This window comes from Polaromonas sp. (assembly GCF_029945895.1).
In the GTDB taxonomy this organism is placed as follows: Bacteria; Pseudomonadota; Gammaproteobacteria; order Burkholderiales; family Burkholderiaceae_C; genus Polaromonas.
Window position 1 is genome coordinate 23,211 of the sequence record NZ_JAQSDL010000040.1, and the last position, 24,428, is coordinate 47,638.

Genomic DNA, 24,428 nt, shown 5'->3' on the forward strand with positions numbered 1-24,428 from the left:
GACTCAAACGGCCTTGGTCATGTAGCCCATCCACGGCCAGTAGGTCAGAGCGAAGACGACCAGCAGCGCCATGGCGGCCGCCGTGATCACCAGGCCGGTGCGCACAAAGTCGCGCGCATCGAAGGTGTCCGTGCCGTAGGCGATCATGTTCTGCGGTGCGTTGACCGGAAGGATGAAGCCGAAACTCACCACGAACTGCAGCAGCATCGTCATGCCGATCACGTTGATGCCCGGCGTCTGCACCGCCATCAGCACGCTGATGATGATGGGGATCATGGTCGAGGCCAGCGCCGTGGCGCTGGCAAAGCCGAGGTGGATCACGATCAGGAACAGCGACAGCAGCATCAGGATGGCAAAGGCGCTGGCCTGCTGCAGGCCCAGGTGCAGGACGATCAGGTTGGCCAGCCAGCCCGCGGCGTTGGTTTTCAGCAGGGCGGTGCCCACGCTGATGCCGACCGCGAACAGGATCACCGTGCCCCAGGGGAAACCGCGCTGCGATTCCTTCCAGTCCATCACACCCAGGCGCGGCACCAGCATCAGCGCAATGGCCGCGATGGTGGTCGACGAGGTGTCGAAGTTGTGCAGCACTTTTTCGGTGGCCCAGAAGCCCAGCAGCACCAGCACGATGGTCAGCAGCTTCCACTGCCTGAGCGTCATCGGCCCGATCGCTTCGAGCTGCTGGCGTATGGTGGCCTGGCCGCCCGCGATCTCCTTCATCTCCGGTTTCATCAGGCGGGTCATGATGAAATACACCGCCACGCTCAGGAGGGCTGAAAACGGTGCACCGGCGATGAACCACTCGGTCCAGCTGATGCTGCTGCTGAACTGCTTTTCGATGAAGCCAATGGCCACCATGTTCTGCGCTGCCGCCGTCTTGATGCCGATGTTCCAGACGCTGGCAGTTTGTGCCGCGGTGATCACCAGCAGGCCGGCAAAGCGGCTGCGCCTGTCGACCTTGAAGGCCAGGATGAAACCCATCATGATGGGCACCAGGCAGGCGACGCGTGCCGTGGTGCTGGGCACGATGAAGGACAACAGGAAACCCGTCACCATGGCGCCGATCACGATGTGGTTGGTGCCCGCATCCACCTTCGACAGCACCAGTAGCGCGATGCGCCGGTCCAGCCCGGTGGCGGACATGGCCGCGGCAATGAAGCAGGCCGCGGCCACCAGCGCCACGGCGCTGTTGGAAAAGCCGGACAGGGCCAGACCGAGCGCCGCGCCGGTGCCCATGTCGGGGCCGGCGGGCTTGGCCGCGTCAGGCGCGTAGGCCAGCAGAAAAATCATGAGTGCGCCAATGACCACCGAACTCACGGCGTAGTCGAGCGCCTCGGTCATCCAGACGATCACGGCAAAGGCCAGGATGGCCAGCATCACCTGTCCGGCGGCGGGCAGGCCCTGCAGGGCCGGCATCCAGACGATGGCCAGCAGGGCCGCCAGCGCGGCGAGCAGGCCGACCCGCTTGACGATGTCGCTGCCGGGCTTGCCGGTCGCGGGCGTGCCGGGTGGCGCCGTGGGTGCAGGGTTCATGGGAGTTTTTCCTGAGTGGATAGAGTGGTGGAGTGCGCGGGTTGGCCAAACATGCCCTATTGGGCGAGTTGCCCGAGCCGCCGCAGTTTGGCCAGCCAGCGGCTGGCGTCGTTCGCCTTCAGGTCGCCGACCATGCCGATCAGCGTTTCATGCACGGGGGCAATGCCGACAAAGCCGAGGATGTTGCGCCGCAGGGACTTGACGCTGTGGGCGCGGAAATACCAGCGGTAGATCAGGGCCGGCATGCCCATGGTCACCACTACCCGGGCCGAGCGGCCCGTCAGCCCCTTTTTTGTGAAGGTCGCGTGGCCCGCCTCGTGTTCAAAGGCAAAGCCGGGCCGCGCCACCTGTTCCAGAAAACCCTTGAGCAGGGCTGGCATGTCGCCCAGCCAGAGCGGAAAGAACAGCACGATGTGTTCGGCCCAGCGGATGTCAGTCTGCGCCTGCTGCAAGCCGGCGGGCAGCGGGCCCTCTTCCCAGGCCTGCTGGCTGCGCAGCAGCGGGAAATCGAGGTCGGCAACCTGGATGAAACGCACGGTGTGTCCGGCATCCTCGGCGCCTGCCGCGTAGGCGGCTGCCAGTGCGTGGCACAGATGGGGCACGGTGGTGTCGGGATGGCCCTGGATCAGGACAATGCGTTTTGTTGTCATGGGGCGGGCTCCTTGTTGTCTGCGCTCAGCTGGCGCACGGCACGGGCCAGCAGCGGGGCCATCCGTATCGCGTTGGACGGGTGGGTGATGGTGTCGCAGCTCAGCACGCGGGTGGCGCCTGCTTCGAGCAACTGACGCTGGGTTTCTGCGTCGAAGAGCGCATGCACGCCTATGCACAGCGGCGCCCCCAGACCGGCCTTTTTCAGCAGCCGCGTGGCCCCCAGCATGGTTTGGCCCGTGGAAATGATGTCGTCGAGCAGTACCGGTGTCCGTTCCGGCCAGCGTTCTCGGCTGGACAGCCGGATACCCACCTCACGGTCGCCGCGCCGTGTTTTGGCCAGCACGGTCCAGGGGGCGCCAGCGAGTCTTGCCACTTCGGCGACCCACTGTTCGCTTTCCTGGTCCGGCCCGATCAGCCAGGGCGCTGGCACGTGGCTGCGCAACCAGCGCGCAATCAGCGGTGCGGCCGGGATGACCTGCGTGCGGATGCTGTAGATCTCGCCCAGGTCGTGGATGCGGTGCAGGTGCGGGTCCACGGTGACCAGAAAGTCCAGCGATGCGGACAGCAGTCGGGCGTAGCTGCGCGAAGTCAGTGCCTCGCCGGGTTCAAAACGTTTGTCCTGCCGCATGTAGGCCAGGTAGGGTGCGACCAGCCCCACCTGCCTCGCGCCCAGCTCACGGGCCGCGTCGGCAGCAAAAACAAGCGGCAGGGTCTTGCCATCGGGCTGGTCCAGGCTGCCGGCCAGCACCACGCAGCGGCCTTTGACTGGCGCGTCGATACGCACGCCGGTTTCGCCGTCAGGAAACCGGTGCAGTTGCAGGCTGATGCAGTCGCAGCGCAGGCGGCTGGCAAGGCCGGCCGCGAGCGGCTCACCACCGGGCAGGGCCAGGACCAGCATCAGGCTTCCTCCATCACATGCACCGCCTCGGCCTGGGAGGTCGCGTACTCCAGGGCATAGGCGAGTTCGCCCGGCGTTGCCGCATGCAGCGTGAACAGCGGCTGGCCCCGCTCGACCACCGTGCCGAGCTGCACATTCATGTCGATGCCTGCACACGCCGCCGAAGGCGCCCCGGCGAGTTTGGCGATGCGCGCCAGGCGCCGGTTGTCGATGGCGATCACCGTGCCGCCATGCCGGGACAGCACTGCTTGCTGGTGAGGGGCCACAGGCGGCTCGCGCAGGCCACCCTGCGCCTCGCAGATTTCCTGGAATTTCTGCCAGGCGCGACCGTCTTCCAGCACCGCTCTGGCCTGGGCCAGGCCGGCGCCGGCGGGCGCCGCGCCACCGAACTCGAGAATCTGTCCGGCCAGCTGCAGCGCACGCAGTGCCAGGTCGGCCGGGGCCGAGGTTTCGCGGCGAAGAACAGCCAGCACGTCGCGCGCTTCCAGCGCGGGGCCGATGCCACGGCCCACGGGGGCTACACCGTCGGTCTGCACCACCCGCACCTGCATGCCCAGTGCCTGGCCCACCTGCTCGAGCTGCTGACCCAGCAGGTGGGCAGCACGCGCGCTGCGCACCTTGGCCGTCAGTCCGACCGGCATGTCGATCAGCACATGGGTGGCGCCGGCCGCGGCTTTCTTGGAAAGGATCGAGGCGACGAGTTGCCCCTGGCTGTCCAGGTCCAGCGGGCGTTCCACGCGGATCAGGATGTCGTCCGCGGGGCTGAGCCGCACGGCGCCACCCCAGACAATGCAGCCGCCGGTGCGCTCGACCACGCGCCGGATCTGTGCCACGTCCAGGTCCACCGGCGCCAGCGTCTCCATGGTGTCGGCGGTGCCGGCCGGCGAGGTGATGGCGCGCGACGAGGTCTTGGGCATGCGCAGCCCGCAGGCCGCGATGATGGGCACGATGACCATGGTGGTGCGGTTGCCGGGCAGCCCGCCGACGCAGTGTTTGTCCATGACCAGGCCTTCGCCCCAATGGATGCGATCGCCCACATTGACCATGGCGCGGGTCAACGCGATGGTTTCATCCATGTCCAGATGATCGCCGGCGCAGGCTGTGACAAAGGCCGCGAGCTGCAGGTCGGAGTAGCGCCCGGCCGCCACGTCCCCGATGACCGCGTCGATGGCGGCCTGGCCGAGGCGGCGGCCGTAGACCTTGGCGCGTACATGACTGAGCGACTCAAGCGGTGCGGGATGGTGCAAGGAGATTTCATCTCCTGATTGCGCATGGAGCAGGCGCCAGGCTGCCTCGGACAGGCCGGCCTCGTCGGCGGCGAGGAAGTCTCCGGTCACCACATTGAGCGTCGCCACGATGGTGCGGCCATTCAGCCGCAGTTCCACGCGCGACCGCGCCTCGAAGCCTTCCGAATGACAGATGGGGCAGTCGCGGTGCATATAGAGCACGGGCTCCTGGTAGGTGTCGATGCCCAGCCTGCGCAGGCGCAGGCGGTTGACGGTAGAAGGGGCAGGGGCAGGGGGCGGCGTTGCTTGCATGGGGGTCCTTCGCATCACTGTAGGCAAGGCGCTTCCCGCCGGCCTTGATAAAACGCAAGTCCGGCTTCCGTGCGGGGATCCAACAAGCACACCGATGCTCTCCACTGCTCGCCAGTGCAGGATCACGCAGGTTTGTCGGGTGCCATGGGGCGTACGAAAGAAAGCTCTTCCCGCGACAGCGGTTCCCCGACTTCGCGCACCTGTTCCAGCACGGTCACGTTGGCCTCCGAGGCATCGCCGCGGCGGGCCAGCAGGCGTTCACGCAACACGTGGAGAGGCGCCTCGCAATGCACGATGGAAAACGGCACACCCAGGTCTTGTGCCAGTGCGTGCGCCTGATCACGTTCGATGCGACGCGGGAAAGCGGCGTCCAGGAGCACCGGATATCCTGCCTGCATTACCGTGCGCGTCAGGCCGAACAGCTGCGCATACGTGCGTGCGGTGGTGTCCGCGCCGTACAGGTCCAGCCCCCGGGCACGCGAATCCTTCAGCATGCCCAGGCCGTACAGGCGCTTGCGTTCCACGTCCGAGCGCAGCCGGATCGCGCCTTCCTGTTCAAGAAGGCGCTGCGAGACCCAGGTTTTGCCCGACCCCGGCAGGCCGTGCATGATGGCCAGCCGGGCCTGGCCTGGTCGCGTCCAGGCCAGCGCTGTTTCCAGGTAACGCCTGGCTGCTTCGCTCCCGGCGCTGCGCAACTGCTCCACCTGGGCTCGGACCAGTGCCCGGTAAACCACCGAAAAACGCAGTGCGGGCAGACCGGCATGATCGCCTGTGCGATCCAGCCACGCATTGAGGAAACGAAAGCACAGGTCCTGCCGCTGGTGGACAGCGAGGTCCATCACCACGAAGGCCGCATCGTCGAGAACGTCGATCCAGCGCAGTGCCGGGTCGAACTCGATGCCATCGAAGGCGGCCACGCCGTCGTCCAGCCGCACGACGTTGGCCAGGTGCAGGTCGCCGTGGCATTCGCGCACATGCCCGTCTGCCAGTCGGCATGTCCACAGAGGCGCCAGTCTGTCGGCCTCGGCCGCCAGCCAGCTTTGCAAGGTGGACAGCGCGGTTTCGCTGGCCCATGGACGCACACCTTCGAGCGCAGCCAGCGCGATGCGGCGACGCTGGTCAGCACCGGAAAAACCATCCGCTGCAGCAGCGCGCGGCGCGCCTTCATGGAAGCCGGCCAACAAGGCGGCCAACTCGTCCACATCCTGGTTGTCCAGGGTGCCGGCGGCGATTCTTTCGCTGAACAGCGCGCCGGGCGGAAAGCGGCGCATGCGCACCGCGCATTCCAGCACCGGCCCGGCACCATCGAGGTCGGGCGAGGCGGGCATACCGGTGATGTCTGTGACGCCCAGGTACAGCCCTGGCGCCAGCCGCTGGTTAAGCCGGACCTCTTCCTCGCAGAAATGGCGCCGGGCCTGCAAGGTGCTGTAGTCGACGAAGGGCAGGTGTACGGGCTTCTTGATCTTGTACGCGGTGTCTGCGGCCAGCAGCACCCAGGAGATATGGGTTTCGATCAGTTCCGCGCGCAAGGCGCCTGCCAGCGTGGTGACCAGTGCCCGGGCAGGGACCGTGGAATCGTCTGGGGTGGACATGATGGCTGGCTCAGGGCGTGCGTACGCGCACTTTGCTGCCGTCCCGGATGGTGGAGGGAGGGTAAACAATCACGACCTGCCCCTGCGTCAGGCCGTCGCTCAGCCAGGCCTCGTTGTTGTTGCGTGCGCCCACTTCGACCGGTTGCAGCCGGGCATGGGAACCATCCAGCCTGTAAACCGCCATACCCTTGCCGTGAGGAAACATCGCCCCCAGGGGCGCAAGCACAGCCTGCTCGACACTGGCGGTGACAATCCGCACCGACACCCGAAAGCCGTCGCCCATGTTGCGCCAGGCCTGGGGCGGGTTGCTGACGTCGATCAACACGTTGACACGCTGCTCTTCGATGCCCAGCGCAGAAACCTTGGTGAAGGCGGCAGGTTCCACCCGGCGCACAACGCCCTCGATGGGCGGTCCGCCCCAGCGTTCGATCACCACGCGACGACCTGCCGTGGCCTGGACGGCGTCGGTGGTCAGCAGTTCGCTGATCACTTCCATCCGCTCGGGGTCACCAATGTCCAGCAGGGCGGTACCGGCGGCAAGGGTGGCCTCGCTGGGCTGTGGCACGCGCAGCACCACCCCGCTGACAGGCGAACGCACGCTCAGCGGCCGGGTGCTGCTGCCGGCAACAGCCGGCTGCAGCGCCGCGGCGGCCTGGGCCTTTTCCTGCACTGCCATTTCACGCTCCGCGTCTGCCACCTCCAGTTCACGGCGTGCGCCTGACTGGGCCAGCCGCACCGCATCGAGCCGCGAGGTCGAAAGGAATCCTTCACCGGCCAGCTTCTCGGTACGCTCTTTTTCCAGCTGCGCCTCCTGCAGGGAAATTCTGGCGCGTGCCACGCGGGCCGAGGCGCGTTCCACCCCGGCAGCGGCCGCTTTCAGCCGCGCCGTTGCTTCGCGCGCACTGCGTTCATCGACCATCGAGGACATGACCGGCGTCAGCACCGCCACGACGTCACCTGCGGCCACGCTGTCGCCCTCGCGCAGCACCATGCGCGCCACGCGTGCGGCCACCGGTGCCGAGACGGTATAGCGATCCTTCAGCCGGGTGCGTCCATCCTCCTCGATGGACTGCTCGAAATGACCCTGTTTGATCGCTGCGGTTTCGACTTCGACGGGCTTTGTCGAAAAGGCCCAGGCCAGCGCAGCAAGCACCGCGACGCCCGCCGCTACCCAGAGCCAGGTTGATTTCTTCAGTTTCAGCACATTCATTGCCCTGTTTCCCCTATTTCCTATTCCCTTGTCTTGAGCGCCGCCACCATGTCCAGCCGGTCGATGCGCCGTCGCACCACCAGGGCGCTGGCCAGGCCGGCGGCGACCACGCAGATGGCTGCCCACGCATAGGTCCGCGGCTGGATCACCACGGGAAACTGGAACTGGTCGGATTTGAGCAGTTCCGCGACCAGATGCACCAGGCCCCAGCCCATCAGCATGCCCAGCGGCAGTGCAATGGCGATGCTGATGGCCAGCTCCCCGAGCAGCAAGACCGAGACTTCCGCGCGTGTGAAGCCGAGCACCCGCAGGCTCGCCAGCTCCCAGGTTCGCTCCGACAGCGCGATACGTGCGTTGTTGTAGACCACACCCACGGCGATGACGCTTGCAAATACGGTGAGCACCAGGCTCATGAGACGGACGTTGCGCGCACTCACTTCCTGCATGTTGCGCAGCAGGTTGGCTTTGCTGAAGGTGCCGGCCACGCGCGGCAGGCCCTGGCTGGCTGCCAGGAAGGCGGCTTCGCTGCCGCGCTGCAGTGCCACCGCGTATTGCGAAGCCACGTCGCCTTCGCGCATCAGCCGGTTCAACGCGCGGCGCTCCATGTAGGCGTTCAGCCCCATCATTTCCCGCGCGGTGGCTGCCAGTGTCAACTGCAGCGTCTCGCGGCGCCCTTCGAGCACCTCGGCGCGCACCGTGTCACCCACACGCAGGCCCAGCTTGCTGGCCAGCCGGTCGGTCATCACCAGGCCGCCATCGGGCAATGGCACTTCCCTGCCGCGAATGTCGATGATGCGCCTCAACTCGGGGTTCTCTGCAAAACCCTGGATGAGGCCGCGCTCACTGACCGGGCCGTTGACGAAACGCACCGGAACGTCGCGGGTCGCCTCCACCGCGATCACCCCGGGCATGCGCGCCACCTCATGGCGGGCCTCGTTGCCAATGGGCTCGCTCATCCACAGGATCACGTCGCTGCGCATGGCCAACGTGAACTGGGTGTCCACAATGTGGTCGATCGCGTCGCGGATGAAATTGCCCATCACCACGATGGCCACAGCTGCGGCCACGCCGGCAATCGACAGGCCTGTTCGCAGCGGCCGGCGCTCCATGTTGCGCAGGATCATCTGCAGGGCCGGCTTGACCCCCCTGACGCCCAGGCGTTCCAGCAGCGTGCGCCTGAAGTGCCCCGGTGCAGGCGGGCGCATGGCCTCGGCCGGCGCCAGGCGCACCGTGGCGCCGATGGCACTGAGCGTTCCGAGCACGGCGGTTGCCAGCGTCAGGCCCGCGCCCACCACCAGCAGCCATGGCGCGAGGTGGTGCTCGAACGTCGGAAAGTAGAAGAAGTCGGCATACAGCCGCGTGAAGGCGGCGCCCAGCCAGTCGCCGATTGCTATGCCCAGTGCCAGTCCCAGGATGACGATCACCAGCACCAGCTTGAGGTAGTGCGCGCCTATGGTGCGATTGGGGTAGCCCAGCGCTTTCAGGGCGGCGATCTGCTCGCGCTGCGTGGAGACCAGCCGTGAGACCACTACATGCAGAAGAAAGGCTGCCACGCCAAGGAAGATGGAAGGCAACACCGTCCCCAGCACCTGCTGCTCCTTGATCTCGGCGTCCAACATGGCATGGGACATCTGGTCCTCGCGGCCATAGGCTTCTCCGGCGCCGTAGCGGGCCAGCAGCCGGCTCAGGCGGGCCATGACGTCGCGCTGCGACGCCCCCGGCGCGAGCCTGATACTCACGCGGTTGAAGGCGCCTTGCATGTCGTAGGCCGCGGCCAGGGTGTCGCGGTCCATCCAGAACACCCCGAAGCCGCGCTGGTCAGGGCTGCCGCCCAGGCCGGCAAAAATATACTCCGGTGACAGCGCGATGCCGGCGATCAGGAGGGTACGCTGTTTCCCGTTGATCAGGGCGGTGAAGATGTCGCCCGGTTTGACGCCCCGCGATGTCGCAAAGCCTGCGGAGACCAGTACCTCGATGCGGCCGTCGCTGCGTGCGCCGGAGGAGAGTCCCGCGTGGTCAAGTGCCCGGCCGTGCGAGACGCTCACCTGATTCAGGCGGGGCAACTGTTTGCGATCCACGCCGATCAGCTGGCCGAGGATGGGGTCGCTCACACCCGGAACCCCGATGCGGACCACCTGTTCGATCGTGGTCTGCACGTCGGCCACGCCGGACACCTGCCGGAGTGTCTCGACCAGGGCGTTCGGCGCGCGTTTGACCGTGGCGAACACGTCAGCAAAGTGTGCCTCGGCATAAAAACGCTCGCGTGCCAGACCCAGCGAGTCGACCGCACTCAGGCTGGTGATGAAACCACCGATGCCGCTGGCCACCACCAACGCGATGGTCAGTCCCTGGCTCCAGAGCAGCCGAAGGTCCCTGAGCAACTTCCGGTCCAGTGCTTTCATGGCTTCACCACGACAATTCTGCGGGGGTGAGGCGCCGCGACGGGACCTCAATGCTGGCGATGCGCCCGTCCGCCAGGCGGATGACGCGGTCGGCCATGCCGGCGATGGCGGCGTTGTGCGTGATGACGATGGCCGTGGTACCCAGTTCCTGGTTGATGCGGGCGATGACTTCGAGCACCAGCTTGCCGGTGGCATAGTCCAGCGCGCCGGTTGGCTCGTCGCATAACAGGAGCTGAGGACGCTTGACGATGGCGCGCGCAATGGCCACGCGCTGCTGCTCGCCGCCGGACAGCTGGGAAGGGAAGTGGTCCTGCCGGGGCGTCAACGCCACCAGCGCCAGTGCCTCGTCCACCGGCATGGGATTGCTGGCGATATCGGTGACCAGTGCCACGTTCTCGCGAACGGTCAGGCTGGGAATGAGGTTGTAGAACTGGAAGACGAAACCGACATGTTCGCGCCGGTAACGCGTCAACTCATCATCGGACGCATCGGTCAGCCGGTGGTCCAGGAACTCCACCTCGCCGGTGCTCGGCCGGTCAAGCCCCCCCAGGATGTTCAACAGCGTGGACTTGCCGCTGCCCGAGGCGCCCAGCAGCACCAGAAATTCGCCCGCCCGCACATCGAGATCCACGTCTCGCAAGGCATACACAGCGGTTTCACCGCTGCCATAGGTTTTGGACAGCGACCGGATGCGCAACACCGGGGCGTCCGGCTGTTGCGCCGTGGTCATGCGTGAAGCGCCTATTGAACCGTTATTTTCCTGCTCGCTGCCGAGGCCTTCTTCGGCAGATCCAGCGTCAGCACGCCGTCGGCGTACCTGGCCTGGACCTTGCCGTCGTCCACATCCTGGGCCAGGCTGAAGGTGCGCGAGATATTGCCCCAGTAACGCTCGCTGCGCAGAATCTTGTCGCCATGGTCCCTGGTCTCTTTTTCCTGCTTGACCTCGGCATCGATCTGCACCACGTTGCCGTCGATGCGAACGTTGATGTCGTCCTTTCTGACACCGGGGAAGTCGGCCTTGACATGGTAGCCATCATCCTTCTCCGAAACATCGATGCGCATTTTCAGCGCCGGGGTCTCCGTCTCGAAAACCCCGGGGGAGAAGAGGCGGCGCATGGCCGACTCGAAGGAATCGGTGAAGCTCGGATCCAGGACACGAAGATTGCTCATGATTGACTCTCCTTGAAGGATTCTGAAAAGATGAAGGGAATCTGCCTTCCGGTCAGACGCCGACTTCGAGTTTGTCCACGACGTGCGATACACCGCGCGCCGAGGACGCTGCGCCGACGGCCGCTTCGCGCTCGGCCAGCGAATGCACTTTTCCCCAGAGGGTGACGACGCCGCCTTCAACCTCCACGGTGATGTGTTTGGCTTCGCGCGCGGCCTGTCGCGTTAGGGCCGCAGTGATCTGGGCGCCGACGTCCTTGTTGCTTGCGCGGGATTTGATGGTGATTCGGTTGGACAGGCCGCGCACGCCCGCCAGCGGCCGTACACACTGTTCGGCGCTGGCCAGCTGGTAACTCCAGTCGACTTCACCGGTGAGGGTGACCCGGCCATTTTCCACCTGGACCTGGATATGCTCATCCGGCACCAGGGAATTCAGCCGCAGGGCCATTGCAGCTGCCTGTGCGATGTCGGAATCGCTGCGCTTGTGCTCAGCGGCCAGCCGGACGTCGAGTTCGATCGCGATGCCGCGCACGCCCGCCACGCGGTGCACGGCCCGTTCCACCGCATGCTTCTCGGCGTAGCTGTCCAGGTGACCGGTCAGGGTCACCACACCCTCCCTGACCGCGACGCCGACGCCGGTGGCATTGACGGCGGGATCCCACGCGAGCTCGTCGGTGACGTCGGCCTTGATGTGGGCATCCGTTTTCATGAAAATCTCCTGTGGTGCTGGGATCCGAGCGCGGCTGCATGGCGCTACCAGCACTCTCAATCTATGCTTCTTTGCGCGGCGTGCATTGACATTGCTCAAGTCGACGCAGAACCCGGCTCACGCGGGGATGCGGCGCTTGCGGCACAGGTTTCGATGCTGACGTGGTTTCTTGCCGGAAGAGGCGGCAATCATTGCGAACATGGCATCGACCGGAATGGGACGCAACGGGTGAGGCCGCGGCCCTGGATTGACGGGTTTTGTTGACCTCGCGCAAACGCGGGGCGGCGCTGTTACGGGACGATCCAGTCTTCGACTGACTGTTGGCGTGTATTCGCACCGGACTTCCTCATGGCACTTCCCGATTCCCCCCCGCTCGGGCACTCGCCCGCTCCGATGGACCTTCCACTCAAGCTCGGCTTGGCCAGATTCACGCACGGCGTCTCGCCGGCATCGGTTGCAGGGGCGTATGCCGACTGGTTCACGCACCTGCTGGTGTCACCTTCCCGGCAGGCCGACTTGCTCGCCGACGCCCTTCGCAAGGGCTTGCTGTGGGCCCAGTACGCGCCGCACACCTGGCGGGGCGACTGTGTGCGTTGCGTCGAGCCGGTCCCCCAGGACAAGCGTTTCTCGCCGCCTGAGTGGAACATGCTGCCGTTCAGCGCCATGGCCCAGGCTTTTCTGCTGCAGGACCAGTGGTGGACCGGCGCCATGACAGGCGTGCGCGGCGTCTCCCGGCACCATGAAGATGTGGCGGCATTCACCACACGCCAGTGGCTGGACATGTGGTCGCCTTCGAATTTCCCGTTGACCAACCCCCAGGTTCTGAAAGAAACCCTGACCACCGGCGGGGCCAATCTTGCCCATGGTTTTGCCAACTGGTCGCGCGATGCCATGGCGGTTCTGACCGAGGGTAAACCACGCGGCGTGGAGGCTTTTCTTCCGGGTAAAGGGGTGGCGCTGACCCCTGGAAAAGTGGTCTTTCGCAACCGCCTGATCGAGCTGATCCAGTACGAGCCGGCCACGGCGAAGGTTGATGCGGAGCCGGTACTGATCGTGCCATCGTGGATCATGAAGTACTACATCCTTGATCTGACACCGGCCGATTCGCTGGTCCGTTATCTGGTGGACCAGGGCCACAGCGTCTTCATGGTCTCCTGGAAAAATCCCGGCAGCCAGGACCGGGACCTGGGTCTCGACGATTACCTCGAGCTCGGCGCGATGGCCGCGCTGAAGGCGGTGGGCGAGTTGCGGCCCGGCACCGGCATTCACGCGGCGGGTTATTGCCTGGGCGGCACCTTGCTGGCCATGGCGGCTGCGGCCCTGGGCGCCCGGCCGGGCAATCCGCTGAAAACCGTGTCATTGCTGGCCGCGCAGGTTGATTTCCACGAGCCGGGCGAGTTGGGGCTGTTCATTGACGAGAGCCAGATTGCTTTTCTGGAAGACCTGATGGCGGAGCGTGGTTATCTCGATGGCCGACAGATGGCCGGCGCCTTTGCGTTGATCAATTCCAAGGACCTGGTGTGGTCCAAACTCGTGCATGAATACCTGATGGGCGCCCAGACACCGATGACGGCGTTGCGCGCATGGAATGCCGACGCCACGCGTTTGCCGGCGCGCATGCACAGCGAGTACCTGCGTCGGCTGTACCTGCACAACGACCTGGCAGAGGGGCGCTACATGGCAGGTGGCCGCGCCATCTCGCTGGCCGACATCAAGGTCCCCGTGTTTGTGGTGGCCACCGAGCGCGATCATGTGTCACCGTGGACCTCGGTCTACAAGATTCAACGCCTGACGCGTGCTCCGGTGAGTTTTGTGCTGACCTCCGGAGGACACAACGTCGGCATCGTCAATCCGCCATCCGGCGCAGCAGCTCATCCCCACGCCAGTTACCGCTTCGCAACCCACGCGGAAGGCGCAGCACCAGCCGATCCCAAGGACTGGCTTGAAAGCTCGCCGCTGGTGGCCGGGTCATGGTGGCCATGCTGGCATGCGTGGCTGCGAAAACAATCCACGAGACAGATCAAGGCTGTGCCCGGCGTCGCGGGCTTGCCCCTGGCTGGTCGGATGGAGGGCGCGCCGGGTACCTACGTTCACCAGACTTGAGGCGCAGTTGCCCGCTGCTGGTCACGAACACGGATCTGGAACGTTTCAGGCGCGGACCGTCAGACGGGGGATTCCGGCTTGCCTCCAAAAAACCTGTTTCCGGAAGTGACGACTGCCTGAAAATTTGCCATGACTGACTTCCATCCCCCATTTTGTTCGTCGGTGAGAAGATGGCTTGCGCTGGCCATCATCTCGATCTGGGACTGCAGTGCTGCGGTAGTGATCTGTTGCCAGTACTGGGAGGCGCCTTGCAGGTCAAAGCGCAGCAGATCCGACTGGATGGCCAGCAGGTCGGCCGGCGTGCAGCCACCGTGCAGCTTTTGGGCTGCGGCCTGATGACGCAACGATGCTTCGTGCGCCGCCTGCTGCTGGATGACGCGCATGGCTTCGCTGCCGCGGAACATGGCACAGGCCGCATCGGTGGCGACGGCCAATTGCTGACGGCCAAGATCGGCCAGAAAGTCCTTGGGGTCGGGGCTGCTGCGGTTGCTTGCGGGAGACGCAGCAGCGCGAGATGTTCTTGCACTCATGATGAAAACTCCTTTGGGGGGGGGTGGATAAAGTCAGGGTTATTTGCCGCATGACGGGTAGGCGCTCATGCCATGGATGGCCTGGCACGCGGTGCACAGGGTTGCGCCAGGCCCGCCTTTAAGGCGCCGCAGATCGGGCCCTTCGCCGCAGTCCAGGCAATGGCCAGTTCCCGGGCGACGGCCCTGAGGCCCATCACGCAGTGCTGCCCGGTGCCGCCCGTCTCACGGGTCGGCTTGGCAGTGGCACGCACAGGGGCACGCAGTTCGGTTTCGCGCTGCACCAGCATCTGGCTGAAGCGCGGCATCAAGGTGCTGTCGTATGTTTCCATGGAGAGTCTTGTGCTGGCGTGGTCATTCTGCGGGCCATCCAGCACCCGGGTCTTTGATCTGGAGCAACTGCGGGCTCTGCCCGGCCGCTAATCTTCCAGCGTGGGGCATGTTGGCCCCCCTGTTTCAAGGATATTCATGAGCGTACGCAATCTCGAGCCCCTGTTTCACCCCGCCTCTGTGGCCCTGATAGGCGCCTCTGACCGCGAGGGCAGTCTGGGGGCTGTGGTCCTGCGCAACCTCAGGGCGGACGGATTTCATGGGCCGGTCTGGCCGGTCAACCACCGGCATACCGAGGTTGGCGGAGGCTCGGCCTGGCCCGATGTCGAGTCCCTGCCGCAGGCGCCGGACCTGGCCATCATCTGCACGCCGGCCGAGACGGTGCCCGACCTGATCACGGCCCTGGGCCGCAAGGGAACGCGCGCCGCCATTGTGCTGTCGGCTGGGCTCAAGCAGGCCCCGGCGGCGGGCGGGCCCACGCTTGAGCAGGCCATGCTGGATGCGGCGCGGCCCTGGCTGCTGCGCATCCTGGGGCCCAACTGCATCGGGGCGCTTGTGCCGGGCATCGGGCTCAATGCCAGTTTTGCGCCCGGCAATGCCTTGCCCGGCAAGCTGGCCTTTGTGACGCAATCGGGCGCGCTGGCGACCGCCATGCTGGATTGGGCCAACAGCCGGGGCATCGGATTTTCGCATTTCATCTCGCTGGGCGACAGCGCCGACGTGGACTTCGGCGATGTCATCGACTACCTGGCCAGCGATCCCGGAACGCGGGCCATCCTGATGTACATGGAGTCGGTCAAGGCCGCGCGCAAGTTCATGTCGGCGGCGCGCGCCGCCGCACGCAACAAGCCGGTGATTGTTGTCAAGGCCGGGCGTGCGCCGGAGGGCGCCCGGGCGGCAGCCTCGCACACCGGTGCGCTGGCCGGCTCCGATGTGGTGTTCGACGCCGCCGTCCGCCGCGCCGGCATGCTCCGGGTGGACACCCTGGAGGCGCTGTTCGACGCGGCCGAAACCCTGACCCATGTGAAGGGCTGGCACGGCGAGCGGCTGGCCGTCCTGACCAACGGCGGCGGTGCCGGGGTGCTTGCCGCCGATGCGCTGGCGCTGGGCGGCGGCAAGCTGGCCCTGCTGGATGACAGGACGCTGGAAGCGCTCAACCAGTGCCTGCCGCCTACCTGGTCGCACGGCAACCCCATCGATATCGTCGGGGACGCACCTGTCAGTCGGTATGAGGATGCGTTGAAGGTGTTGCTGGCCGCGCCCGAAGTCGATGGTGTGCTGTTCATCCATGCACCTACGGCCATTGTTCCGGCAGACCAGATTGCAGCGGCCTGCCTGCCTTTGATCCAGACGTCGGCCAAACCTGTGCTGACGTGCTGGCTGGGCGGCGCGGCGGTAGCGGCGGCCCGGCTGGCCAGTGCCGCGGCCGGTGTTGCCGGCTACAACACGCCGGAACGCGCTGCGGCGGCCTGGCTGCAACTGGCCACCTACGCGCGCAATCAGCAGGCGTTGCAGCAGCTCCCTGCATCCGCGCTGGAGGACTTCACGCCAGATCGACAACTGGCGCAGTCGCTGCTCGAGGACGCACTGCAGGAAGGCCGCGAGTGGCTCGGTGACGCGCAGGCCCAGGCGCTGTTGCGGGCCTACGGCATCCCCACGGTGCAGACCGTGCGGACCGGCGATGTCGAGGAGGCGGTCGCGGCGGCCAAGCGCATCGGGTACCCCGTGGCCTTGAAGATCGTGTCGCCCCAGGTCATCCACAAGTCTGATGTCGGCGGTGTGGCGCTCAACCTGGTTTCTGAAGAAGACCTCCGGCGCGCAGCCGGGAAGATGCGCCGGCAGGTGACTGGTCTGCTGCCGCAGGCGCAGATACTCGGCTTCACTGTGCAGGCAATGGCTGAACGCCCAGGGGCGCATGAACTGATCGTCGGTATTGCCTCGGATCCCGTGTTCGGGCCGGTGATGTTGCTCGGCGAGGGAGGTGTTGCCGTCGAGTTGCACAAGAACCATGTGGTGGCGTTGCCGCCGCTCAACACCCGCCTGGCGCAGGACATGCTCGCCGGCAGCAGGCTGTCGCTCCTGCTGGCGGGCTACCGCGGGCGACCGCCCGCCGACGAGGCAGCGCTGCTCGCCACGCTGCTGAAGGTCTCACAGATGGCCTGCGACCTGGCCTGGCTGGCGGAACTCGACATCAACCCCCTGCTGGTGGATGAACACGGCGTGCTGGCGCTCGATGCACGGGTCAGGTTGCGCCCGGTCCCGGCGGGCGAGCGCAGCCGCCTGGCCATCCGTCCCTACCCGCAGAACCTGGAAGAACATGTGAGCGTCAAAGGCCAGGACGTGCTGCTGCGCCCGATTCGCCCCGAGGATGGCCAGCGCCTGATGGCCTTTTATGCCGGAGCGTCGCCCGCCGACATGCGACTGCGGTTTTTCATGGCCCGGCGCGAGGTACCGCATTCCGAACTGGCTCGTTACAGCCAGATCGACTATGACCGCGAGATGACCTTCGTGGCGATGGTGCCTCAGGCCGGTGGCGAGCCGCTCATGGTGGCAGAAGCGCGGGCCGTCTGCGACCCGGACAACCTGCAGGCGGAATTCGCGATCCAGGTGGCCACGGGCTGGCAAGGGCACGGCCTGGGGCGCCAGTTGATGGACAAGCTGATTCGCTACCTGCGCGAGCACGGCACTGCCGAGGTCGTGGGGCAATGCCTGCCGGAGAATGTGGGCATGGCCGCCCTGGCCCGCCAGACCGGTTTCGACGTGTCCATCGCCAGCGGGCAGGAAACCGTGGCCATGCGTCTGTCCTTGCGCTGATTTTTTTGACTGGGGAGAAAATTGTGTCCGCTTACCATCAGATTCTCGTTCCCTTCGACGGCAGCCCGACTTCGGAAAAAGCGCTGGACGAAGCCATTCGCCTGGCCGGGCTGACCGGCGCGCGGTTGCGGCTGATCCACGTGGTCGACGAGCTCAGTTACGTCAACGGGTTTGAGACGGCGATGAATTACGCCAATGAAATCGTGCCGCTGATGCAGGCGGCTGGTGAAAAACTGCTGGCACTCGGCCGGCAAAAGGCCGTGGACAAGGGCGTCGAGACCGACAGCGTGCTGATTGTGGGCGGGCCAGGTCGCGTCTGCGAACATGTGGCCGAGCAGGCCCGGAGCGTGAAGGCGGACCTGATTGTGGTTGGCTCACACGGCCGGCGCGGCATAGGCCGTGTGCTGATGGGCAGCGACGCCGAACAGATTGTGCGGACCGCGCCGGTGCCGGTTCTGGTGGTGCGCGGGGCCGAGGATGCGGCCTAGGGCCTGTTCACACTATTTATGCAAGATGCGTTGCGAGTCAAAAAGGCCATGCGCGAGGCGCAAAATGCAGCCGGGCTGGAGCCCGGCAAGGCTTTGCAACGCTGCGCATGGCCTTTTTGGCCGCAACCCGGAGGGAACGTGGTTAAAACAGCGCCACTCGTCGTTGCACTCCTAGCCCAGCCGCCCAGGCTGAGCGTCGTCGCGCGCCTAGATTGGCGCTGTTTTAACCACGTTCGCACTTGTATAAGTAGGGTGAACAGGCCCTAGTTACAGCCCTGCTGGTTGACGATGGACTGCAGGGCGGCGGTGTCGAGGATGCGCACATGGCGCTGGTGGACATCGATGATGCCGTCTTCGGCAAACTTTGAGAAAGTACGGCTCACGGTTTCCAGCTTCATGCCCAGGTAGCTGCCGATTTCCTCGCGTGTCATGCGCAGGACCAGCTCCAGCCCCGAGAAGCCCCGCGCGTGCAGCCGCTGCACCAGGTTCAGCAGGAAGGCCGCCACACGTTCTTCAGCCCGCATGCTGCCCAGGAGCAGCATCACGCCGTGTTCGCGCACGATCTCGCGGCTCATGATGCGGTGCACATGGTGTTGCAGTGCGTTGATCTCGCGCGAGAGCTCCCCGATGCGATTGAAAGGCATGACGCAGACCTCCGCATCTTCCAGGGCCACGGCATCGCAGGTGTGGCGGTCGTTGACGATGCCGTCCAGCCCGATCACCTCGCCAGCCATCTGGAAGCCGGTGACCTGGTCGCGGCCGTCGCCGGAGGTGACGCAGGTCTTGAAAAAGCCGGTACGAATGGCGAACAGCGACTCAAAAGGTTCGCCATTGCGAAACAGGGTGGCGCCGCGTTTGACCTTGCGGCGCACGGCCACCACCTCGTCGATCCGTGCGAGCTCCTGCGGGCTCAGTCCCACCGGCATGCACAGTTCGCGAAGGTTGCAGTTCGAGCACGCCACCTTGATGGCTTTTTCATCGACAAACGGCGCGTCCGTGGCATGCATTACCAGATTCGCGGGGGGCGTACGTACGGGGATTTCCTTCATGGGAGCGCCTTCTATGATCTTGATCAAATTGTGCGGTCCCCCGCCCCGGCGCCCTTGATCCATGTCAAGCGCTCAGGGGGGCAGACGCGGCACAGTCACTTACCTCCACGAGAAACATGTCATGACCAATGTATCGCCCGATCTGCTCCAGCGATTCGACGTTCCGGGGCCGCGGTATACATCCTACCCAACGGCCGATCGTTTCGTAGAAGCCTTTACCGCAGCGGACTATGGACAGGCCCTGGTCCAGCGCCGCACCGGCCCCGCCGGGCTGACCATGCCGCTGTCGCTGTATGTCCATATTCCGTTCTGCGAATCGCTTTGTTATTACTGCGCCTGCAACAAGATCATCACCAAGCACCACAACCGGGCCGTCAGCTACCTGCGTTACCTGAGCCGCGAGATCGACCTGCACACGGCCCAGCTCGGCCAGGGCCAGACGGTCACCCAACTGCATCTGGGCGGCGGTTCCCCGACCTTCCTGTCCGACGATGAGTTGAGGGAACTCATGGCCATGCTCCGGCGCAGTTTCACGATGGTTCCCGGCGGCGAATACTCCATCGAGATCGACCCGCGCACGGTGGATGGCTCGCGATTGCGCGCCCTCGCCGACATGGGTTTTAACCGGCTGAGTTTTGGTGTGCAGGACTTTGATCCCGATGTCCAGAAGGCGGTGCACCGCGTCCAGCCTTATGAGCAGGTCAGCGAGCTGATGGCCCAGGCGCGTGAAGTGGGGTTTGACTCCATCAATGTGGACCTGATCTACGGCCTGCCGCGCCAGACGCCTGAATCCTTTGCCCGCACGCTGGCCCAGGTGGCGCAGTTGAAGCCCGACCGCATTGCGCTGTATGCCTATGCCCACCTGCCCGAGCGCTTCAAGCCGCAGCGGCGTATTGTCTCCGCCGACTTGCCCGGCGCGGCGGCCAAGGTGGCCATGCTGTCGCAGTCACTCGCGGCCTTCATGGCCGCGGGGTATGTCTACATCGGCATGGACCACTTTGCGCTGCCCAACGACGCGCTGGCCGTCGCCAAGCGTCAGGGCCGGCTGCACCGCAACTTCCAGGGCTACAGCACCCAGCCCGACTGCGACCTCATTGGACTGGGCGTCTCGGCCATCGGCCGCATCGGTGCGACCTACAGCCAGAACGCCAAGACGATGGAAGAGTATTGCGACCACCTGGATCAGGGACGCCTGCCGGTGGTGCGCGGGCTGGCGCTCAACCGCGACGATCTCGCACGCCGGGCCGTGATCATGGCGCTGATGTGCCAGGGCCAGGTGCTCTTCGAATCGGTCGAACTGGCCTGGTTGCTCGACTTCCGCAGCTATTTCGCGGCCGAACTCGAGCAGCTGCGCAGTCTGGCAGATGCGGGTCTGGTACTTCTCGACGAATCCGGCATCCAGGTCACGGCGCAGGGCTGGTTCTTCGTGCGTGCGGTGGCCATGGTGTTCGACCGCTACCTGCAGGCCGACCGCAACCGCGCGAGGTTCTCGCGCATCATCTGAACAGCTTGTTGCCATGTCCACCACACTGGCTGTGACCGCCCTGATGATGGGGCTGGCCGGCGGTCCGCATTGCGCTGCCATGTGCGGCGCAGCTTGTGCGGGCATCTCTCGCCTGGGTCCGCGTCAGGGCGCGGGCGCGTCATCGCGTTCGCTCTGGAGTTTTCAGGCCGGGCGCCTCGCCGGGTACTCGCTGGCCGGCGCTGCTGCCGCGCTGGCCGTGCAGAGCCTGGCCTGGCTGACCACGAACACTGCAGCCCTGCGTCCGGTCTGGACGCTGTTTCATCTGGCTGTTCTGCTCTGGGGGCTGATGCTGCTGGCACAGGCCCGACAGCCGGCATGGGTCAGCGACGCCGGCCGCGCCGTCTGGGCGCGCATGCGGCCGTTGGCTGCTGCGCGTGGCGGCATCTTCGCCACCGGTGCGTTATGGGCCTTCATGCCCTGCGGCCTGCTGTATTCGGCGCTGCTGGTCGCGTCGCTCAGCGGCGGGCCGCTGGAGGGCGCATTGTCGATGGCGCTGTTCGCAGCCGGCAGCAGCGTATCGCTGATGCTCGTTCCCCTGCTGTACGACAAGCTGCAGGGCCGCGGGAACAAGCTCAAGCAGGACTGGGGAACACGCGCCGCTGGTGGCCTGCTGATCCTCGCGGCTGCCTGGGCACTCTGGGCGGATGCCTTTCACCGCTTTGCCGAGTGGTGCGGCCTGGGGTAACTGGCCCCCATGCTTGCCACTTCGTGTGCTGCGCTGCCCCCCGAGGGGCGTTCGCGCCTTGAGGCGGCCCGGCGGCGCGACATGTCGCCCCCACGCTTTTCACTTCGTGTAATGCGCTGCCCCCCCCGAGGGGGCTTTCGCGCCTTGGGGCGGCCCGGCGGCGCGAAGCTGACTCTAACGGAGTGTGACCGTCTCGAGGTAGAACGGCATGTGCACGTCCCAGTGCAGTTCGCGCTCGATGTGCTGACGCATCGCGTCGGCAGCTGCGGGTTCGCCGTGGGTGATGAAGGTCTGCCGGGGCGGCGCCTTGAAACCCCTGAGCCAGCTCAAAATTTCGGCGGCGTCGGCATGCGCCGACAGGTCGTCGAGCATGGCGACTTCGGCCCGGATGGGCACGTCCTCGCCGAAGATACGCACCGTCGGTACACCCCCCGCGATGGAGGCGCCGCGGGTGCCGCCGGCCTGGAAGCCGGCGAACAGGATCGTGTTGCGCTTGTCGGGCGCAAAGGCCTTGAGGTGGTGCACCACGCGTCCGCCCGTGGCCATGCCGCTGGCGGAGATGATCACCATCGGACCATGGCGTGCGTTGAGCAAGCGAGATTCTTCCGGGGTCTGCACGATATGCGCGGCGTGCGCCAGTGCACTGCACTCGGCGGCTGTCAGCCGGAGTTCCGGTTTGTGTTTCAGGTACACCTGCATGGCATTGGCCGCCATGGGGCTGTTGAGGTACACCGGGATATCCTGGATCACGCCCTGGGCCTTGAGCAGCTGGATGCAGTGCAGCAGGCTCTGGGCCCGGCCCACGGCGAAAGCCGGGATCACCACCACGCCGCCGCGCGCGGCGGTGCGGTTGATCACCTTGCCCAGTTCCAGCAGCGGATCCGAATTCTTGTGCGGGCGGTCGCCATAGGTGGATTCCACCACCAGGTAGTCGGCGCCGTCCATCGGCGCAGGGGGCTTGAGCACCAGGTCATGGGGCCGGCCGATGTCCCCGGAAAACAGGATGGAGCGCGATCCGTCGTCCAGCCTGATAAACGAGGAGCCGACCATGTGGCCCGAGGGCGCCAGGCGGGCATGCAGGCCCGGTACGGGCTGCCAGTCGGTGTCATAGGGAACGGGCTGGAACAGCTTGAGGCAGGCCATTGCGTCCTCGCGGGTGTACAGCGGCAGCGCTTCTTCGTGCTTGGACAGCTTGTGGCGGTTGGTGTACTCGGCTTCTTCCTCCTGCAGATGCCCGGAGTCGGGAAGCAGGATGCGGCACAGGTCGTAGGTGGCGGGGCTGCAGAACACCTTGCCACGAAACCCCTGGCGGGCCAGCAGGGGAAGGTAGCCGCTGTGGTCGATGTGGGCGTGCGTGAGGATCACGGCGTCGATCGAAGCCGGCTTCAGCGGTAGCGGCGCCCAGTTGCGCAGGCGCAGCAGTTTGTAGCCCTGGAACAACCCGCAATCGACCAGCACCCTGGCCTTGTCGTGCTGGATCAGGTATTTGGAACCGGTGACGGTATCGGTTGCGCCCAGGAATTGAAGTTTCATGGGTTCAGTCTAGAAAGAGCGGTGGCGGACCTGTTTGCGGTGGATCAACAGGGCTGGACGTGACGAACCCACTTTTACGGCGCCAGCGCCGTCCGCGCGGCGGCCAGGTCCCAGCCGGCCCAGCCGCAGCTCTTGAAAAGCACCGGCCCGGCTGGCCGTTGCGTTCCCTGGACCAGCACGTCCGCGAGTGTTGCAAAGCGGCCCACATCAAGCCCGGCCTGCAGCAGATCGCCCGCTTCATGGCTGGCGTCGGCGGTGTCCACAAACACCGCGCCCTGCTGCGCAAAGTGACAACACAGGTCCGGCCCGAGCTCCACCATCTGCGGCGTGAAGGCGCCGACCGCGCTGATGAAAGCATCCCGGCGCGGCAGCCTGTCAAGCACCACGCCATGCGCCGGGGTGCAGGTGACCGCCAGCGGGCAGTCGGCCAGCGCCGCGTTGGCGTCCCCGACTGCGCGGGCCTGCAGGCCCAGCGCCTGCGCGTGTTGCACCAGGGCCTGCGCACTGGAGCCGCTGCGCGAGGCGATCACGACTTCGCGGACCTGCAGGACTTCGGCAAAGGCTTCGAGGTGAGCCTTGCCCTGGACCCCGGCACCCACAATCAGCAGCGGCCCGCGGGTGTTGGGGGCCAGTCGCTGCGCCGCCAGCAGGGAGACGGCAGCGGTGCGCCGCGCTGTGACGGTCGGGCCGTCCAGCACCAGCCGGCGCTCGCCGCTGGCGATGTCAAACACCACCACATCGCCCTGGATGGTCGCGCGCGCGGTTCCTGCATTGGCGGGCGTGAAGGTGATCAGTTTGGTCATGGCCACCCGGCTGTCCGAGGCTGGCATCACGAACAGGCTGCCGCCACCGGCCAGCGGCTGCACCAGACGCTGCGGGACCTGCACCGAGGCATCGCCCAGCAGGCGCACGATCTCCTGCAGCAAGGCAGGGTAGGGCAGGCGGGCCGCGGTCTGCGCGGCGCTCAGCAGGATGGGCACATCGGTCATGGCTGGATGGTAAGCCAGCCTGTGCATGGCCAGTGCGTGAAGTCTGGGCGACGTGTGCAAGGGTCGGTCAGGGGCTGTTCGCGGGAAGCGGTTTTATCCTACAGAGGCACGGGAAGTGCCCCGTGTTGCATGGCCGGGGTGCTTTCATACCATCGAAACAGTCGTAACGAGGAGTCTGTTTCATGTTTTCCACCCATCTGCCCCAAACCCATACCGTCCACCGTGAATATTTTTATCTGGGCGCCGGGGTGGTCCTGATTGCGAGCCTGCTGGCAGCCATTGCCATGGTGGCCAGTGGTGAAGTCAAAAAGGCCCAGGCGCGTGACTCCATGCTGGCCTCCCAGCAAACCGCGGTGGCTTATTGTGTGGAAACCCTGCGTGGTGCGGCCCTCAGCAACTGCATGCGGCACGCGCGGGCAGACATGTACAACGACGGTGCAAAGTCCACCCTGGCCGTCAATGAGCCGTCTGGCGCTGTGATGGCCGTCGGCCAGACCACCGCGCCTGCGAACAACATGGGCATGCTGCCGGTCTCCTTCCGCGCGGTTCGCTAAACCCTGCTTTCTCCCTCCTGTTTTCCGGCAGGCATCGGTCTGCTGTGCGACAGGTTTCGGTTTGAGGAAGGAGCGCCGCCAGCGGTTAGCATTCCTTCCATGAAGTTATCCCGCCTTTTTCAGCCCCGCAATCC

At 65.7% G+C, this 24,428-nt stretch carries 21 protein-coding genes; 6 read left to right on the forward strand and 15 right to left on the reverse strand.

Translation table 11 applies throughout. The annotated features are described in order from the left end of the window. Positions 1-3 precede the first annotated feature (3 nt). From PSV33_RS04745 to PSV33_RS04790, 10 genes are all read right to left on the reverse strand, one after another. A complete protein-coding gene (locus PSV33_RS04745; RefSeq protein ID WP_300559320.1) occupies positions 4-1,530 on the reverse strand; it encodes a DASS family sodium-coupled anion symporter in 1,527 nt (508 codons plus the stop codon). Between the two features lie 56 nt (positions 1,531-1,586). Continuing rightward, the gene (locus PSV33_RS04750) at positions 1,587-2,180 is read right to left on the reverse strand and encodes an NAD(P)H-dependent oxidoreductase (protein ID WP_300559323.1); all 594 of its coding nucleotides are present in this window, start codon (positions 2,178-2,180) and stop codon (positions 1,587-1,589) included. Beyond that, a complete protein-coding gene (locus PSV33_RS04755) occupies positions 2,177-3,079 on the reverse strand; it encodes a ribose-phosphate pyrophosphokinase (protein WP_300559326.1) in 903 nt (300 codons plus the stop codon). The genes PSV33_RS04750 and PSV33_RS04755 overlap by 4 nt, the downstream gene beginning before the upstream one ends. Beyond that, on the reverse strand, positions 3,079-4,617 hold the full coding sequence (locus PSV33_RS04760; RefSeq protein WP_300559329.1) for a thymidine phosphorylase family protein: 1,539 nt from the start codon (positions 4,615-4,617) through the stop codon (positions 3,079-3,081). The genes PSV33_RS04755 and PSV33_RS04760 overlap by 1 nt, the downstream gene beginning before the upstream one ends. Before the next feature lie 122 nt (positions 4,618-4,739). Next, a complete protein-coding gene (locus tag PSV33_RS04765) occupies positions 4,740-6,209 on the reverse strand; it encodes a bifunctional aminoglycoside phosphotransferase/ATP-binding protein (RefSeq protein ID WP_300559332.1) in 1,470 nt (489 codons plus the stop codon). A 10-nt stretch (positions 6,210-6,219) separates the two neighbouring features. Further along, a complete protein-coding gene (locus PSV33_RS04770) occupies positions 6,220-7,419 on the reverse strand; it encodes an HlyD family efflux transporter periplasmic adaptor subunit (protein ID WP_300559335.1) in 1,200 nt (399 codons plus the stop codon). 20 nt (positions 7,420-7,439) lie between these two features. Further along, the gene (locus PSV33_RS04775; protein WP_300559338.1) at positions 7,440-9,821 is read right to left on the reverse strand and encodes an ABC transporter permease; all 2,382 of its coding nucleotides are present in this window, start codon (positions 9,819-9,821) and stop codon (positions 7,440-7,442) included. 4 nt (positions 9,822-9,825) lie between these two features. Next, complete coding sequence (locus tag PSV33_RS04780) at positions 9,826-10,551, reverse strand: ABC transporter ATP-binding protein (protein WP_300559341.1); 726 nt, start codon at positions 10,549-10,551, stop codon at positions 9,826-9,828. Positions 10,552-10,562: 11 nt separating this feature from the next. Continuing rightward, complete coding sequence (locus PSV33_RS04785; RefSeq protein WP_300559343.1) at positions 10,563-10,991, reverse strand: Hsp20/alpha crystallin family protein; 429 nt, start codon at positions 10,989-10,991, stop codon at positions 10,563-10,565. 52 nt (positions 10,992-11,043) lie between these two features. Further along, the gene (locus PSV33_RS04790; protein WP_300559346.1) at positions 11,044-11,697 is read right to left on the reverse strand and encodes a BON domain-containing protein; all 654 of its coding nucleotides are present in this window, start codon (positions 11,695-11,697) and stop codon (positions 11,044-11,046) included. Between the two features lie 348 nt (positions 11,698-12,045). Between PSV33_RS04790 and PSV33_RS04795 the strand changes: the two genes are divergently transcribed. After that, positions 12,046-13,800, forward strand: a complete 1,755-nt coding sequence (locus PSV33_RS04795; RefSeq protein WP_300559349.1) for an alpha/beta fold hydrolase — start codon at positions 12,046-12,048, stop codon at positions 13,798-13,800. A gap of 59 nt (positions 13,801-13,859) precedes the next feature. On the opposite strand, the gene PSV33_RS04800 is transcribed toward PSV33_RS04795, so the two are convergent. Next, entirely contained in the window at positions 13,860-14,330 is a 471-nt protein-coding gene (locus PSV33_RS04800) for a phasin family protein (RefSeq protein ID WP_300559351.1), read from the reverse strand. Between the two features lie 39 nt (positions 14,331-14,369). Next, complete coding sequence (locus PSV33_RS19865) at positions 14,370-14,531, reverse strand: TraR/DksA C4-type zinc finger protein (protein WP_366945581.1); 162 nt, start codon at positions 14,529-14,531, stop codon at positions 14,370-14,372. Positions 14,532-14,795: 264 nt separating this feature from the next. Here PSV33_RS19865 and PSV33_RS04810 point away from each other — a divergent pair, with 264 nt between their 5' ends. After that, positions 14,796-17,471: a bifunctional acetate--CoA ligase family protein/GNAT family N-acetyltransferase gene (locus PSV33_RS04810; protein WP_300559356.1), complete on the forward strand. Its 2,676-nt coding sequence runs from the start codon at positions 14,796-14,798 to the stop codon at positions 17,469-17,471. Between the two features lie 23 nt (positions 17,472-17,494). Further along, the gene (locus tag PSV33_RS04815; protein ID WP_300559359.1) at positions 17,495-17,959 is read left to right on the forward strand and encodes a universal stress protein; all 465 of its coding nucleotides are present in this window, start codon (positions 17,495-17,497) and stop codon (positions 17,957-17,959) included. Positions 17,960-18,222: 263 nt separating this feature from the next. Here the strand turns inward: PSV33_RS04815 and PSV33_RS04820 are convergent, their stop codons facing one another. After that, positions 18,223-18,966 carry a helix-turn-helix domain-containing protein gene (locus PSV33_RS04820; RefSeq protein ID WP_300559374.1) on the reverse strand — a complete coding sequence of 248 codons (744 nt, stop codon included), beginning with the start codon at positions 18,964-18,966 and terminating at the stop codon, positions 18,223-18,225. A 163-nt stretch (positions 18,967-19,129) separates the two neighbouring features. Here PSV33_RS04820 and hemN point away from each other — a divergent pair, with 163 nt between their 5' ends. After that, positions 19,130-20,512: an oxygen-independent coproporphyrinogen III oxidase gene (gene hemN / locus PSV33_RS04825; protein ID WP_300559362.1), complete on the forward strand. Its 1,383-nt coding sequence runs from the start codon at positions 19,130-19,132 to the stop codon at positions 20,510-20,512. A 13-nt stretch (positions 20,513-20,525) separates the two neighbouring features. Further along, positions 20,526-21,218, forward strand: a complete 693-nt coding sequence (locus PSV33_RS04830) for a sulfite exporter TauE/SafE family protein (RefSeq protein WP_300559365.1) — start codon at positions 20,526-20,528, stop codon at positions 21,216-21,218. A 174-nt stretch (positions 21,219-21,392) separates the two neighbouring features. Here the strand turns inward: PSV33_RS04830 and PSV33_RS04835 are convergent, their stop codons facing one another. After that, a complete protein-coding gene (locus PSV33_RS04835; protein ID WP_300559367.1) occupies positions 21,393-22,751 on the reverse strand; it encodes an MBL fold metallo-hydrolase in 1,359 nt (452 codons plus the stop codon). Positions 22,752-22,825: 74 nt separating this feature from the next. Further along, positions 22,826-23,740 (reverse strand): delta(1)-pyrroline-2-carboxylate reductase family protein, encoded by a 915-nt coding sequence (locus PSV33_RS04840; protein WP_300559369.1) that lies wholly within the window; start codon positions 23,738-23,740, stop codon positions 22,826-22,828. Positions 23,741-23,922: 182 nt separating this feature from the next. On the opposite strand from PSV33_RS04840, the gene PSV33_RS04845 reads away from it, so the two are divergent. After that, positions 23,923-24,294, forward strand: a complete 372-nt coding sequence (locus PSV33_RS04845) for a hypothetical protein (RefSeq protein ID WP_300559371.1) — start codon at positions 23,923-23,925, stop codon at positions 24,292-24,294. Positions 24,295-24,428 lie beyond the last annotated feature (134 nt).